Below are 14,781 nucleotides of genomic sequence, written 5' to 3'. Positions count from 1 at the left end.
TTCGACTGAGGCTGGCCGCGCTGCCGGGCTTTTTATCCGCGCGCGCCGTAGCGGGCGACATGAGTTCCCGCGATCGACGCGACGACGACCTCGAGGAGCGGCTCGACGAGCTCGAGGACGTGCTGAGCGAGCTCCGCGCCGACCTCCGCGATACCGAGCGCGACCGCCGCGGTCCCCCGCGTCCGCCCCGGCTCTCGGAGCTGGTGCGGTTCACCGAGCAGTACACCATCCCGACGGTGATCGCCCTCCTAGAGACGACGATCAAGTCCCTCGAACTGCTTCAGGGGACCCTCCGGCTCGCCGACCCCGGTCGGAGCGTCGCCGAGGGCGCGGAGGGCGCCGGCGACCGCCTCGCCGACGTCCGCGACGGCGCGACCGCCGGCCTCTCGCGGTCGCTCTCGGAGCTGCGGACCGCGCTCTCGGAGGCCGACCTCCCCGAGGACGCCGCCTCCCGGTCGATCATCGCCGACGCCCGCGACCTCACCGCGGAGATCGAGGCCCGGATCGACGAGGGGCGCCGGGAAGCCGACGCGGCCCGAGACCGACGGCTCGGTCGAGACCGCGATCGGGACCGAGGCGACGGTGACCGACGGCGAGACGAGGACGGAGCCGAGCGAGTCGACGACGACGGTCTGGTTCAGATCGACGTGACCGAACCCGGCGAGAGCGGCGACGCCGCCACCGGGGAAGACGAGGCGTCCGGCGACGCCGACGACCCGCCCGAGGTCGACGTCGAGTCCGAGTTGGAGTCGATAAAGCGCCAGATCGACGGCGACGAGGTCGACGCGGACGCCGCCGGAGACGCTGACGGGAAGGATGCGGACGAGGGCGACGACGCGGACGGCGGTGACCCGGACTCGGACGCGGAGGACGCGGACGCCGAAGAACCGGACGATCGGGCGAACTGAGCCGCCGTTTTTAAAAAGACACGCCGAGCCGGTCAGCGACGCGCTCGGCGGAGTCGACGAGGAGCGCCTCGTCGTCGGTGAACACCTCCAGCGCGACGGTCCCGTCGAACCCGGCGAGCTCGGACGCGACGAGGTCGTAGTCGACCTCGCCGGCCCCCACCGGGAGGTGCGTGTCGCCGCGGCGGCGGACGTCGTGACAGTGGAGGTGCGATATCCGGTCGCCGTGGCTCCTGAGGAACCGCTTTATCGCCTTGTTTCCGCCCTCCATGTAGGCGTGGCCGAGGTCGAAACAGACTGGCGTGTCCGTCTCCCGTGCGAGGTCGCCGAGGACGGAGAGCTGGAGCCCCGCGTGCTGGTGGCCGACGTTCTCGACGACGACCTCGACGCCCGCCTCGCGGCCCGCGTCGGCGACCCGCCGGAGCTGGTCCGCGGCCGTCTCGCGGAACTCGACGTCGTCGCGGTCGGCGGAGGTGGCGTGGAGGACCGCCTTCTCCGCGCCGAGGTCGCCGGCCGCGTTTAAAAGCCGACGCTGGTAGTCGACGATGGCGTCGTTGACCTCCGGGACGTACGTCGCCAGTCGCTGGCTGTACGGCAGGTGGACGAGCAGGTCGCGCCCGGCGAGCGCGTCCGCGAGTCGGTCCGGGTCGATATCGCCCGGGACGAGCGTCGGCTCGCCGACGCCGAGCTCGCAGAAGGCGAACCGCGCCGGCGACGCCGCGAGGCGGTCGAGGTCGTCGCCGACGGTGAGGCCGATGTCCATGGCGGCGGTGGGTGCGGCGGCTTTGTATAGGTGATGCCGTCGGGGGGTGGCGCCGTTGCGATCCGATCGATCGCGGTCGGGACCTCGATCGCTCAGTACAGGGAGAGAGTCAAGCGATCTGCGGTGCGGTGGCGCGCGCCTGCGAGCGGCCGCCCCGGCGGCCGCGAGTCAGCGCCGCGCGAGGGAGTCGCGACCGAAGGGAGCGACGAGGCTGGGGAGGTGTGAGGCTGCGGTGCTGTGCGGTGCGGGGCGGGACTCGAAGGGGCAGCCGCGCGGACGCCGCAGGCGACGGAAGCACCGCAGGAACGAGCGCAGCGAGTGACGAGGAGCGCAACGAGCGTGCGGCGTCCGCGCGGCTGGGGCTTCGGCGGTGTTCGTGTCGATCGGTGATTTATAAACCACGTACAGCCGAGCGGCTGGGGATTCGGCGGTGTTCGCGTCGCTCAGCGATTTATAAGCAGTGACAACATCGTACAGCCGAGCGGCTGGGGATTTGGAAGTGTTCACCACACCAGCATCGAGCCCGTTCGTACTACCAACAGTAGCCACAAAATAACCGTCTTATAAGCAGGGGCGTTCCAGCGGTTGTCTCAGTAGAGCTCGGTTGAAAGAAAACGCCGACAGCGCCGATTCAGTCGTCGAGCGGGTTATCGAGGTCGATCTCGCCGGAATCGATCTCGGCTTCGACCTCGCGGACCGCGGTGACCATGTTCTCGGTCTTGCCGTACGCGATGTCGCGGGGGAGGAGCTTCAGCCCGCAGTCGGGCGATATCGTGAGCTTCTCCGGCGGCACGACGCGGAGGCCCTGTCGGATGTTCGCTTTGATCTCCTCGACCGGCTCGATTTCGGCGGTGTGAGCGTCGACGACGCCGAGCGCGAGGTCCGGCTCGAACTCGGGGTCGGTGAACGTCGGGATCTGCTCGTACTCGCCGTTACACAGCTCCACGTCGAACTCGTCGATCGGGTAGTCGTTGATCTCGGGGTAGATCCGCGAGTAGTCCCCGTAACAGACGTGGAGGCCGATCCGGACGTCGTCGTCGATACCCGAGACGATGCGTTCGAGCGCCTCGCCGACGATGGCGTGGTCCTCCGGCGTCGTCGCCAGCGCGGGCTCGTCGATCTGGATGTAGCGCGCGCCCGCCTCCACGAGCTTCTCGACCTCCTCGTTGACGAGGTCCGCGAGGTCGTAGACGAGCTCCTCGGTGGAGGGGTACGCCTCGTTGAACGCCCAGAAGCCGAGCGTGTACGGCCCCGTGATCGGGACCTTCACCGGGCGCTCCGCGACGTTCGAGGTGAACTCGAACTCGTCGACGAGCCACGGCTCGTCGTACTCGACCTCCTCGACGACCGACGGCTTGTCGAAGTAGTTGTGACCCCACACCTTCACCGGGCCGTTGAACTCGTAGCCGTCGATGCGGTCGGCGAAGAACTCCACCATCTCGTTGCGGCGCATCTCGCCGTCGACGACCGTGTCGAGCCCGGCGCGCTCGTGTTCGTGCGTGATGAGCCGGCAGGCGTCGTCGTGAGCCTCTTCGAGGTCGGCGGCGTCGAACTTCGAGTCCGGGTCGTCGACGAGCTCGTCGGCGCGGTTGAGCCACTTCGGCTTCGGGTACGAGCCGACGACGGTCGTGAGCAGGAACGCGTCGTTCGGGTGGTCGGTCGGACGGAACTGGTCGCGGTTGGCGGACGGGTTTCGGACCATTAGTCGAGCACCTCCGCGGCGGCGGCGAGCGTGTTCAGCTTCGCGCGGTACTTGTTCGTCGGCAGGTAGAACAGCTCGGTGTTCGGCGTGAGGTAGGTCCGGTCGAACCCCTCCAGCGGGATCTGCGACTCGAACCACTCGACGCGCTCCGCGACCGTCTCCGGCTCCTCGACGAGCGTGTTCTGCCCGTCGACGAGCCCGAGCGACAGCGAGTCGGTGGAGCCGAACTCCTGGACGTTGTAGACGGTGTCGTCGCGGTCGCCCGCGACGAGGTCGAGGCCGAGCGCGTCGGCGCCAGCCTCGTCGACGAGGTGCGCGTACAGCTTCTCGCCGAGCGCGCCGTAGAACGTCTGGACGACCACGTCGGCGTCGGTGGCGTCGGCGACCGTCGCGATCGCCTCGGTCGCGCGCCCCTCGTTGCCCTCCGCGGGCGGGTTCGTGACGAGCGACGGTTCGAGGAGGAACAGCGTCTCGTGGGCCGGGAACGCCTCGACCTCGCCCGCGAGGAACTCCGCGATCGCGGCCTGGAACTCGGCCTCGTCGCCGTAGTGCTCGTCGGTGGCGAGGTCGGCCAGCGAGTACGGACCGGGGAGCGTCGCCGCGAGGGAGGCGTCTGCGGCGCCGTCCGCGTCGGCGAGCAGGTCCCCCGCCGTCTCTAACTCGGCGGCCACGTCGCCCGAGAAGTCGAGGTCGTCGACGACGCGCGGGTCGCGGTAGAAGTTGTTGTTGTCGTAGTACCGGACGATACCGCCGGTCTCGACGGCGTCGCTGACGGTCAGCGGGTGCGCGATCATGTCGTCCCAGCGACCCTGCCCCTCGGAGATCAGGCCGAGGCCGGCGTCCAGCTGGTCGTCGACGTACTCGGCGCGAACCTCGTCGTACGCCGTCACGATCGCCTCGCCCTCGTCGCCGCTCAGGAGGTCACCCTTCTGGTGGCCCTTCAGGTCGGAGAGCGTCCCTTTCGCCCGGTCCGGGAGCGGATACAGCCCCGGCGTCGCCGCGACTCGTTCGGTCATTACCGAGCTTTGGCTATGCCGTGGTATAATATTTGCTAATACGTTTGATGCCTTTGAGTTATTTTACGGGCAACTCACTCCCGGCGCAGCGCCAGCACGGTGAGCGTCTCGAACGGGAACGACTCCTCGACGACGACCTCGTGGGCGAACCGCGCGTCTTCGACGAGGGCGAGCACCTCGTCGTAGCCGGTGAGCGAGGAGACGAGCAGGAGGACGACCCCGTCGGGCGCGAGGACGCGACCCACGTCCGCGAGGAATGGCTCGATGAGTTCGCGCCCCGACTCGCCGCCCGAGAGCGCGTGCTCCATCCAGTCGTCCCACTCGTTTTCTGGGTCGGTCGGCAGGTACGGCGGGTTGAAACACACCGTGTCGAAGGCGTCCGCGCGGAACGGCGAGCAGAGGTCGGCGACGACGGCCTCGACGCCGCGGTCGCGGGCCTGCCGCGCGGCGTGCGGGTTGAGGTCGCTACCGACCACGTCGAGGTCGCGCTCGGTCGCCACCCGTTCCGCGACCCACCCCGATCCCGTGCCGACTTCCAGCACGCGACCCTGCGCCTCGGCGACCGCCGCCTCCGCGAGCAGGCCGGAGTCCTCGGCCGGCTGGTAGACGGTGACCTCGTCGAGACCGCGACGCGACGCGAGACCGCCGTCGTCCTTGCCCGTGTTCCGGTCGTCCTCGCCTCCAGTCCCGCTCATTGTTCGCTTCCCTCCGAGTCGCCGCTCTCTGCGTCGCCGCTCTCCGCGTCGCCCTCGCCGGAGTTTTCTGACCCGCCGCGCGTCGCCGCACGGTCCTCGACCGCCGCGTCCAGCTGCGGTCCGGAGGCGCCCTCCGACCGGGCGGAGAGCGTCTGCTGCGGGAACGGGATGACGATCCCCTCGTCTTCGAGCGCGCCCTTCATCGCGTTCATCGCGGCTGTCTGGGTCCGCCAGCGCTTCCGCATACTGGGGTTCCGGATCCAGTAGCGGAGCCCCAACACGACCGCGGAGTCGCCGAACCGCTTCGTCACGGCGTTCGGCTCGGGCATCTCGGCGACGTCCTCAACGCCGGCGACCGCCGCCTCGACCACCTCGGCCGCGCGCTCGACGTCGGTGTCGTAGTCGACGCCGACCTCGACTTCGATCCGCAGCCGGTTCCGGCGCGAGCGGTCGACGATCGAGCCGGCGCGCACGTCGTCGTTCGGCATCGTGATTACCTCGCCGTCGAACGACCGCAGCCGCGTGCTCATGATCGATATCTCCGTCACCGTCCCCTCGTGGTCGCCGATCTCGACCCAGTCACCGACCTCGAACGGTCGGGAGAACATCAGCACGAAGCCCGCGAGGATCGCGCCGAGCGTCTGCCGCGCCGCCATCCCGACGACGATCCCGAGGAACCCCGCGCCGACGAGGAGGCTGCCCACGTTGTCGGTGAACAGCCCGACGACGGCGAGTATCGCCGACGTGTAGACGGTCAGCTGCGTGATCCGGAGGATGACCTCCTGCTGGTGTTGGGAGATAGACGCGCTCTCGGCGCCGATCTCGCGGACGACGCCCCCGAGGAAGTCCGTCAGCGCGTACGCGATCGCGAGGAGGATCACCGCGAGAACGACGTTCGACAGCTGGTTCGCGCTCAGGGCCGACCGAGCCGTCTCGAACAGGGCGCCGCTCTGGTCCCACACCGCGATCAGCGCGATCGCGCCCAGCGCGGTCGCGCCGCCGACCCCTGCCGACAGCAGGAGCCGCTGCGTGGAGGAGAGGTCCCGATCGCCGCGCCGCAGCCGCCGCGTGAGGAGCCGCACCCCCAGCACGGCGACGAGGACGCCGACGGAGGCCGCGAACCGCCCGAGGTTGCCCGCGAGCGCGCGCTGAAGCTCCGTCGCGAGGCCGATCCAGCCGGTCATCGTCACGCCTCCGTCGGGGCGCCCCGCTCGCGGGCCAGTTCCGCCAGCGCGGCGAACGCCGCCGGTTCCAGCGTTCCGGGGCGGCTGGCGAGCAGCTCCTCGTCAGCGGCGTCGACGACCGCCTCGGGGTCGTCGAGTCCGGAGATGTGCGCCGTGTTCCGCACCGCGTTCCGCACCGTCTTGCGCCGCTGGGTGAAAAGCGCCTTCACGAACCGGAGGAAGAACGCCTCGTCGCCGACGGCGTAGTCGGGGTCGCGCGGCGTACAGCGAACGACCGCGCTCTCGACGGCTGGCTGGGGGTCGAACGCCTCCTTCGGGACGCGCTCGACGATCTCGACGTCGGCGTAGTGTTGGGCCGACACGGAGAGTCGCCCGTACTCGGACTCCCCGGCGGACGCGACCATCCGGTCGGCGAACTCCGCCTGGAACATCAACACGAGCGGCTTCTTCGCCGGGAGCAGCCGGAACGCGATCTCCGAGGAGACGCCGTACGGGAGGTTGGCGACGCAGGCGGTGAACGGGGGGAGATCGACGTCGAGCGCGTCGCCCTCGACCACGTCGAGCAGGCCGTCCGCGACCGCCGCCGCGAACTCCTCGCGGAGGAACTCGGCGAAGGTCTCGTCGCGCTCGACCACGGTCAGGCGACCGGGTACAGCGTCCGGGTTGTCGGGCGCGGCGTCGCCGTCGCGCCCGGACGTGAGCGTCGCCAGCAGCCGATCCGTGAGCGCGCCCGCGCCACCGCCGATCTCGAGGAGGTGGCTGCGGTCGGCGTCCTCGGGGAGGTATCCGGGGATCCGATCGAGGACCCGGTCGTCGACGAGGAAGTGCTGGTCGCGGTCGGGGTCGGCGCGCGAACCGGCCCGCCTCGCGAGCGCGTCGGGGTCGCGGCTCCCGTACGCGGCGCCCTCACCCGCCGATGAGTCGGTCATGGCCGGGGTACACGCGGTGTTCGGGTAAAAGTCTCGTTTCGGGGCGGCGGGGACGGTTCGCGACCGAAGCCGATCCGACCGCCGCGGCCGGAGCCGATCCGACCGCCGCGACCGGCCCAACTCACTCCTCGCGGCCGACGAACGTCCGGTACTTCAGGTCGGGCTCGCGGATCTCCTCGACGATCCGTTCCAAGATCACCTCTCGCGGGCGGTGGAGCCCGGAGATGCGCTCCTCGACGTCCGCGAAGCTCTCGAACGGGCCGCGCTTCCGCTCGTCGAGGAGGTCGTTCCGCAGCTTCTTGCCGATTCCGGGCAGCAGGTTCAGCTGGTGGAGCCGGAGCGTGATCGGCCCCGCCTCGTTGTAGAAGTCGACGAAGCGCTCCTCGTCGGCCTCGACGATCGCCTCGACCGCGTACTCCACCTCCGCGGCCGCGTTCCGCGTGAGATCGTCGAACGACACCTCGCGGTAGCGGCCGACGTGCGGCCCGTCCAGCGCGATCCGAGCCCCCACCGAGACGTCCGCGCCGTCCGCGAGCGTCAGCTCGTACAGCCCGAACGAGCCGGCGCCGAGCCCGTACGCCACCGGCGATTTCCGGGACTGCGGGCGGTCGTCGTCCGGCCGCCCGTTCGGCAGCACGTCGAGCAGGACCGCGGTCGGGCCGGCGTCGTCGCCCTCCGTCTCGCCAGCGGTGTCGGGTTCCTCCCCCTGTCCGGCGGCGTCGCTTCCCCCGTCCGCCTCCTCCCCGACGTTTGCGGCGGCGCCACCGCGGTTCCGGTCGTCGCTCGGCGTCCCGTCGCCGTCGGCGTGGTTCATGTATCGTGTATCGCTCCGAGCGGTGAAAAAACCGCTGGCGAGGAGGACGTTTCGACGAAACCGCGGACGGGTCGAGAAGGAAATGCGGGGGGTCGAGACGCGGTATCGAGCGGGATGTCGTGCGGATCTTCGCGCTTCGCGATCAGGCGTACTTCGCGACGACATTGAGGATCTCGTCGAGCTCCTCGCCGTCGAGCGAGTAGCGCTCCTGGGCGAACACCGAGCGGAGCTCGGTGCGGTCCTCGGGGAGCAGATCGGTGATCTTCACGGCGGTCGGCAGGTCGATCTGGTCGAGTTCGGTGAGCTCTTCGACGAGCTCTCGGGACTCATCGGCGTCCAGCTCCGCGAACCGGTTGACGTGCTCGATCGCGCGGGCGAGCTCGTAGCGGAGATCGCGGTCCTCGTCGGCCGCGCGCTCCGCTTCGATCTCCACGAGGATCTCCTTCGCCTCGGAGGTGGTGACGTACTCCTCGTCGAGCTTCTCTTTGAAGATCGTCATCTCAGTTCTGCTGGGCCCGCATGTGGGCGGCGGTGACGATGAGCGTCTTCGTCTTGCCGCCGTCCGGAATCTCGACTTTGAACGCCGACCCCTGCTTGCCGACGACGGTGCCGGTCCGGCCGTCGAAGCGCGGGTGGAAGCGCCCCTTGGGAACGCTCGGGTCGATCTTGAGGTGGACCTGCGACCCCTCCTCGAACTCCTGGATCGCTCGCTGCGGCGGGGAGGTGCCGCGGTTGCGGGGTTTGTTCGAGAGCTTGTCGCGAGTCGCCTTCTGCGGCCCATTGGAACTCGGCATGGTCTTGGGATACCTTCCGCTGCCGCCGTTATAAATCGTGCGTTACGACCCGCAGGACGTGGGCTCGTCACACACGGAGAGACCACCGGTTCGCGCCTAGTTCGTCCGCCTCGCGCGGCCGGGTCGCACGCGCGCGACTACCAGACGCACCTCCCCCTTCCGAAAGGGCTAATCCCGGGAGTCCCCATCATCTTTCCAATGAGTCATCAGCTACCGGACGTACAGGCGTCGGCGCCCGACGTCACGGTCGGACTCTCGCAGGTCGGCGTCACCGGCGTGGAGAAACTCGTAAAGCTGGCGCGCGGCGACAAGCGCCCCATCGTCCTCATGGCGGAGTTCGAGGTGTTCGTCGATCTCCCGAGCGGGCGGAAGGGGATCGACATGTCGCGGAACCTTACGACCGTCGACGAGATCCTCGAAGATATCACCCGCGAGGAGGCGTACCGCGTCGAGGACGTCTGCGGCGACGCCGCCGAGCGCCTGCTGGAGAAACACGACTACACCACCACCGCCGAGGTGTCGATGTCGGCGGAGCTGGTCACCCGCGAGAACACGCCGGCGTCCGACATCGAGACCCAGAGCACGGCGACGATCGTCGCCAGCGCGACCGCCACCGAGGAGGGCACCCGCGAGGAGATCGGCGCCGAGGTCACCGGGATGACCGTCTGCCCCTGCTCGCAGGGGATGAGCGAGTCGCGGGCCCGCGACAAGCTCGCGGAGCTCGGCGTCGACGAGGAGACGACCGAGGAGTTCCTCGACGCTGTGCCGCAGCCGGGCCACTCCCAGCGCGGGCACGCCACCCTGACGATCACGACCGACGGCCACCCCGACATCGACCTCCGGGACGTGATCGACGTCGCCCGCGACTCGATGAGCGCGCGCATCTACAACATGGCGAAGCGGCCGGACGAGGACCACATGACCTACGAGGCCCACGCCGACGCGAAGTTCGTCGAGGACTGCGTCCGCGCGCTCGCCGAGGGCACCGTCGAGGAGTTCCCGCACCTCTCGGACGACGCCGTGATCCACATGAAGCAGTCGAACGACGAGTCGATCCACCAGCACAACGCCCACGCCGAGCGCGAGGTCCGGCTGGGCGACCTCCGCGACGAACTCGACCGATAGGAGCGTCTCGTTGCGGCTACTGGGAATTTTTAAATAAATGTGGGTGTCGCCGACGGATATTTGTAAATAGTTAGCGGCGCGGTCGTGATCGCTCCCGAAGCCCCAGCCGATCGTTTATAAATAGCTGCGAACAGATTGGCGGCGAACACCGCCAAAGCCCCAGCCGCGAGGCGGGCGCACGCTCGCTGCGGTTCTCGGTTGGTCGCTCGTTTCACTCGCTCCCGCCCTGTGGTCCTTGCTTCGCCTGCGTCCGCCTCGCGGCTGCCCCTTTGAATCCCCCCCCACAGCACCGCAACCGCAACCTCACGCCTCCCCAGCCTCGCCGCTCGCTCCTGCGGTCGCTCGCGGCGTCCCTCGCGCGTGCTCCTCGTAGCCGCCTGCGGCGGCCACCCGGAGGCACGCGCCACCGCATCGTCATTTGTAAGCAGTCGTCGGCAGTCGCTCACCCGAACGTCAGCGGCTCCGCCTCCGCCCACCGCGGCTCGAACTGCTCTTTCACGCTCGTCGCGAAGTCGATGTCCTTCACGTCGATCATCGCGAACGGCTCGTCCGCCGACAGCGGGTGCGGCACCTCGATGCACACCTCGATCTCGTCGAACACGTTGAACGTCCCGTCCACGTTCGGGGACGTCCGGACCTCGAAGCCGTCCACCTCGGCCAGCTCCGACGTGTACCGTCGGCCGACGCTCCGGGGAAGCTCGTCGACCGTCGCCGGCGACAGCAGCACCCGTATCTCCACGCCGCGGTCGAGCGCGGACTCCAGCTCGGCGGTGACGCGCTCGCCGATCGTGCCGAGGTCGAAGCCGGTCGCGGGCGCGCCGGCGACCACGACGACCCGTCGCTCCGCGGCGGCGATCCGCTCTAAGAGGAGGTCCGTCGCCTCCTCCGCGCCGACGGCGGCGGTCCAGAACTGGCCGTCGACCGGCTCGCCGGCGTCGAGTTCGGCGGAGAGGTCGTCGACGACCGACTCGTACTGCTCGGCCTGCGTCTCCAGCTCCTGTTTCTTCTCGTCGAGCAGGCGGTCGAGCGCGGCGTCCGGCTCGACCGCGACGTACTTCTTCGGGCGGCTGGCGGCCTGACTGCGGACGAGGCTGTGCTGCTCCAAGCTGTTGAGCACGTCGTAGATCCGCCCCATCGGGACCTCGCTGGCCCGCGAGAGGTCCTTCGCCGTCGTCGGGCCGGTCCGGAGGAGCGCGCGGTACGCCCGGGCCTCGTACTCGGAGAGGCCCAGATCGCGGAGAGATGCCATACCCGAGGATGCCGCGGCACCCGTATAAACGCGTCGTCCGTTTACAATTCGGACCGCTCGATCGGGCGTGCTCGACGACGCCGGGGCAACACGGCGTGTTCCATCCGACCTGTCGGCGAGGCTTACGCCAAGACGTCGCCGACGCGGTCCATCAACTCGTCCGGCGTTTCCGCCGGCTCGGAGCTCTCGTCGCCGGCGAGGACGACCGCCGTCCCCGCCGGAACCGTCCGCGGCGCGGGCGCGTCGGTCTCGTGGGCGTTCGGGGCGACCACCTTCTCGTGGTCGGCGACCCGCCACGCCGCGCGGTGGAGGTCGCTCCCGGGCTCGGTCCCGACCGCGATGACGGTCGTGTCGCGCCGAATTCGGGCGGCGAGGCTCCCGTAGGCGGCGACCTGAACGCTCAGCCGCTCGGTGGCGCCGGCGAACGCCTCGGCCGTCTCGCGCGCGACCTCGCGGTAGCGGTCGTTCCCGGTGAGCGCCGCCAGATCGAGCAGCGAGGACGCCATCTCGACGTTGGCGTCGAGCGGGCGGAACGACCGGTCGAGCAGCCCGGGCCCCGAGCGCGGCCCGTCGACGAACGAGCCGTCGACGTGGAGGCGGTCTATCGCGCGGTCCGCGACCGCGCGGGCGACCTCGGCGCCCTCGCCGCGCACGCCGGCCGCGCGGACGTACGCCCCGACGACGCGGGCGGCGTCCTCCAGCAGGTCGGACTCGCCGGCCTCGTCGCTGCCGCGATAGCGGGTCACCTCGCCGCTCTCGGCGTCGATCAGGTCTCGTTCGAGCCCGTCGAGGATCCGGTCGGCGTACTGGCGGGCGCGCTCGTCGTCCGTGTAGCCCGCCACGGCGAACAGCGCGTCCGCGGCGAGCGCGTTGCCGCCGGCGAAGGTCGTCAGGTCGCGGCGCGGCTCGTCGAGGTCCGCTCGGTCTTCGGCGGGCGCCGCGTAGTACGCCCGGCCGAGTCCGGGCCCGACGCTGCCGCCGACGCCGTAGCCGGTCCAGAGGTCGTCGGTGAGGAAGCCGACGGCGTCGAGCGCGGGGTCGAGGTACGCGTCGTCTCCGGTGTAGAGGAAGGCGTTCGCGAACACGCGGGTCACGGCCGCGTTCGTGTCGAGCGGCTTCTCGTAGGCGACATCGCCCCAGTCTCGCGTCCCCGCGTACCGGAAGAACCCGCCGTCGACGTCGTCCGCGAGGTGGTCGCGGACCGCGTCGAGCGACCGGAGCGCGCGACCCCGGTCGCGCTTCAGGGCGAACTCGACGGTCCGCGGAAGCGGGAACTTCGCGTCGGTGCCCCAGCCCGCGTGCTCGTCGTCGTACTTCACCTCCAGCTGGCCCGCCAGGTGACTCTCGATCCCGTCCGTCAGCTCACCGCGGGGCGGCAGATCGGCGTCGAGCGCGCGCGGGACGCGCCCGGCCTCGCGGCCCTTGTCGGTCCACATCTGTCGGACCGATTCGAGGACCTGCCGCATCCCGTCGACGTCGAGGTAGCCCGCGCCCGTCAGCAGTTTCCCTTCGGGCGTGAGGAAGGCGGTCGTCGGAAACCCGCCCATGTTGTACCGCTCGCGCACCCGCGGATGGCGGTCCACGTCGACGCGGACGGGGACGAACCCCTCGTTGACGTTGGCGGCGATCCGCGGCTCCGCGTAGGTGATCGCGTCCATCTCGTGACAGCCCTCGCACCACGTGGCCGACAGCGAGAGCAGCACCGGGCGGTCGCGCTCGTCGGCCTCGGCGAACGCCTCGGGGCCCCAGTCGCGCCACTCGACGCGGGTCTCGTCGGTCATACGCGCAGTCGGACCGGGGCGGGGGTAAGCGCTTCGAGAGCGGAAGGCCGGAGCGGAAAGCGGAACCCCGTAGAACGAGGCCGAGCGAAGAGAGAGCGGGAGGTCGAGGGGAACGGAGGGCGAAAGCCGAGCGAACGGAGGGCGGGAGGGCGAGCGCCGGTGTCCACGCGACGCGTCGGCGGTCGGACGGGCGGTTCGGGTCGGCTCTCGGTGACCGGGCGGCGTCGAGTTCAGCGCTTGTAGTCGTGACCGAGGGCGAGCGCGAGGGCGTTCGCGAACAGGAGGGCGACGAACAGCCGCCCGGTGCCGCCGTCGAGCCCCGAGTACAGCAGGACGGGGTAGGCGGCCGGGATGGCGATGGCCGCCCAGAAGGCGGCGGCCTTGACGGTGCCGGTCATCAGCCCGGCGAGCCGTTCGCCGGAGGCGATCTGGGTGGGAGCGGGGGTTGACATGGACACTTCTCCGTACGACGGGGGACCACATATACCCCGACGAGGGTTCGACGAATTTTACCACATTTCTCGGCCGGTTCGGACGTTTTAAAACCGTCGCAGAGACATTTTAACAGTTCATACCGGCCGCTAATCCTTTGTTTCTGGTTCGAACCGGATCCGGCCGTTTCGAGCCGATCCGGTCGCCGCGGACCGACGACACCGGAACCGGACTGCCGCGGCACCAACCGCTTTGTCCGTCGGGGAGCGAGGTGGGGTATGCCAGAAAGCGATCGCCGCGACCGACGCGAGGACCGGAGGGATCGACACGGCGCTGCCGCGCGCGCCGACGGCGGCCGCCCGGAGGTGGCGGTCGTCGCCTGCGGCGGCACCATCGCCTCGGAGCCGGGCGACGACGGGGCGGCCCCCGAGAAGACCGGCGACGACCTCGTGGCGGCGGTGCCGGCCGTGAGCGACCACGCGCGGGTGACGACCAGCGAGGTGTGCTCGCAGCCCGGGTTCGACGTCCGGTGGCGGGACGTGCTCGCGACCGCGGCCGCAGTGCGCGACGCGGTGGGGGAGAGCCCGGACGAGGCGAGCGGGAGCGCAGAGGGGGCGGCCGACGGCGTCGTCGTCACCCACGGGACGGACACCCTCGCGGACACCGCGTTCGCGCTCGACCTGCTCACCGACCTCGACGCGCCGGTCGTCGTGACGGGCGCGCAGCGCCGATTGGACGAACCGTCCAGCGACGCGCCCGCGAACCTCGCGCTCGCGGTCAGGGCCGCCGCGGACCGCCGGTTCGCCCCGGGGGTCCACGTCGCGTTCGACGACGAGCTCCACGCCGCCCGCGACGTCGTGAAGGGCCACAGCAACGCCCTGTCGACGATGACCTCGCCGGGGGCGGGCCCGGTCGCGACCTTCACTCGCGCCGCCTCGCGGCTCGTCCGCGCCCCGGAGCGTGGCGTCCCCGTCGAACCCCTCGCGGACGCGATCGGGAGCGCGGAAGACGTGCCCGAGGTCCCGGTGATCCACTCGGGGACCGGCGTCGGCGCGGGCGCGCTCGAACGCGCGCTCGACGCGGGGGTCGGCGGCGTCGTCGTCGAGGGGACCGGCCTCGGAAACGTCACGGGGGCGCTCGGCGACGCGATCGGGGAGGCGGTCGACTCCGTGCCGGTCGTCGTCGCCGGCCGCCCGCCGGCCGGGCCGACGGAGCCGGTGTACGGGACGCCGGGCGGCGCCGTCACGCTCGCGGACCGCGGGGCGACGTTCGCCGGCGACCTCCCGGCGGCGAAGGCGCGCGTCGCGCTCGCGCTCGGCCTCGCCGCCGGCCTCGACCGCGAGGGGATCGAGGCGCTGTTCGCGCCGCCGGCGTAGGCCGGACGAAACGCCT

Annotated in this window: 15 protein-coding genes; 3 read left to right on the top strand and 12 right to left on the bottom strand. The window is 70.5% G+C overall.

Translation table 11 applies throughout. The features are described from left to right. Positions 1-59: 59 nt before the first annotated feature. A complete protein-coding gene (locus tag EXE46_RS01525; protein WP_137686739.1) occupies positions 60-908 on the top strand; it encodes a hypothetical protein in 849 nt (282 codons plus the stop codon). Between the two features lie 10 nt (positions 909-918). Here EXE46_RS01525 and EXE46_RS01520 read toward each other — a convergent pair whose 3' ends face one another. The 9 genes from EXE46_RS01520 to EXE46_RS01480 all read right to left on the bottom strand — a co-directional run bounded on the left by EXE46_RS01520 (position 919) and on the right by EXE46_RS01480 (position 8,802). Beyond that, on the bottom strand, positions 919-1,668 hold the full coding sequence (locus EXE46_RS01520) for a sugar phosphate isomerase/epimerase (protein ID WP_137686738.1): 750 nt from the start codon (positions 1,666-1,668) through the stop codon (positions 919-921). A 631-nt stretch (positions 1,669-2,299) separates the two neighbouring features. After that, positions 2,300-3,370, bottom strand: coding sequence for a methionine synthase (locus EXE46_RS01515; protein WP_137686737.1), 1,071 nt, complete (start codon positions 3,368-3,370; stop codon positions 2,300-2,302). Next, on the bottom strand, positions 3,370-4,386 hold the full coding sequence (locus EXE46_RS01510; protein WP_137686736.1) for a 5-methyltetrahydropteroyltriglutamate--homocysteine methyltransferase: 1,017 nt from the start codon (positions 4,384-4,386) through the stop codon (positions 3,370-3,372). The genes EXE46_RS01515 and EXE46_RS01510 overlap by 1 nt, the downstream gene beginning before the upstream one ends. Positions 4,387-4,460: 74 nt before the next feature. After that, a complete protein-coding gene (locus EXE46_RS01505) occupies positions 4,461-5,081 on the bottom strand; it encodes a HemK2/MTQ2 family protein methyltransferase (protein ID WP_137686735.1) in 621 nt (206 codons plus the stop codon). Beyond that, the gene (locus tag EXE46_RS01500) at positions 5,078-6,271 is read right to left on the bottom strand and encodes a mechanosensitive ion channel family protein (protein ID WP_394348175.1); all 1,194 of its coding nucleotides are present in this window, start codon (positions 6,269-6,271) and stop codon (positions 5,078-5,080) included. The genes EXE46_RS01505 and EXE46_RS01500 overlap by 4 nt, the downstream gene beginning before the upstream one ends. After that, a complete protein-coding gene (locus tag EXE46_RS01495; RefSeq protein WP_137686733.1) occupies positions 6,268-7,194 on the bottom strand; it encodes a 16S ribosomal RNA methyltransferase A in 927 nt (308 codons plus the stop codon). The genes EXE46_RS01500 and EXE46_RS01495 overlap by 4 nt, the downstream gene beginning before the upstream one ends. Positions 7,195-7,315: 121 nt before the next feature. Beyond that, positions 7,316-8,008: a DUF655 domain-containing protein gene (locus EXE46_RS01490; RefSeq protein WP_137686732.1), complete on the bottom strand. Its 693-nt coding sequence runs from the start codon at positions 8,006-8,008 to the stop codon at positions 7,316-7,318. A 142-nt stretch (positions 8,009-8,150) separates the two neighbouring features. Next, positions 8,151-8,507: an RNA polymerase Rpb4 family protein gene (locus tag EXE46_RS01485; RefSeq protein WP_137686731.1), complete on the bottom strand. Its 357-nt coding sequence runs from the start codon at positions 8,505-8,507 to the stop codon at positions 8,151-8,153. Between the two features lies 1 nt (position 8,508). Beyond that, positions 8,509-8,802, bottom strand: a complete 294-nt coding sequence (locus EXE46_RS01480) for a 50S ribosomal protein L21e (protein ID WP_096394750.1) — start codon at positions 8,800-8,802, stop codon at positions 8,509-8,511. Positions 8,803-9,000: 198 nt separating this feature from the next. Between EXE46_RS01480 and mptA the strand changes: the two genes are divergently transcribed. After that, positions 9,001-9,927 (top strand): GTP cyclohydrolase MptA, encoded by a 927-nt coding sequence (gene mptA / locus EXE46_RS01475; RefSeq protein ID WP_137686730.1) that lies wholly within the window; start codon positions 9,001-9,003, stop codon positions 9,925-9,927. A gap of 442 nt (positions 9,928-10,369) precedes the next feature. On the opposite strand, the gene EXE46_RS01470 is transcribed toward mptA, so the two are convergent. From EXE46_RS01470 to EXE46_RS01460, 3 genes are all read right to left on the bottom strand, one after another. Then, complete coding sequence (locus EXE46_RS01470; RefSeq protein ID WP_137686729.1) at positions 10,370-11,176, bottom strand: TrmB family transcriptional regulator; 807 nt, start codon at positions 11,174-11,176, stop codon at positions 10,370-10,372. Between the two features lie 122 nt (positions 11,177-11,298). Continuing rightward, complete coding sequence (locus tag EXE46_RS01465; RefSeq protein ID WP_137686728.1) at positions 11,299-12,957, bottom strand: DUF255 domain-containing protein; 1,659 nt, start codon at positions 12,955-12,957, stop codon at positions 11,299-11,301. A 230-nt stretch (positions 12,958-13,187) separates the two neighbouring features. After that, entirely contained in the window at positions 13,188-13,409 is a 222-nt protein-coding gene (locus EXE46_RS01460; protein ID WP_006630335.1) for a hypothetical protein, read from the bottom strand. A 258-nt stretch (positions 13,410-13,667) separates the two neighbouring features. Between EXE46_RS01460 and EXE46_RS01455 the strand changes: the two genes are divergently transcribed. Next, positions 13,668-14,765, top strand: coding sequence for an asparaginase (locus EXE46_RS01455; RefSeq protein ID WP_137686727.1), 1,098 nt, complete (start codon positions 13,668-13,670; stop codon positions 14,763-14,765). Positions 14,766-14,781 lie beyond the last annotated feature (16 nt).

Source organism: Halorubrum sp. GN11_10-6_MGM, from assembly GCF_005435165.1.
In the GTDB taxonomy this organism is placed as follows: domain Archaea; phylum Halobacteriota; class Halobacteria; order Halobacteriales; family Haloferacaceae; genus Halorubrum.
The sequence above is the reverse complement of the archived record's forward strand: the minus strand, read 5'-3'. Positions and strand labels throughout refer to the sequence as shown.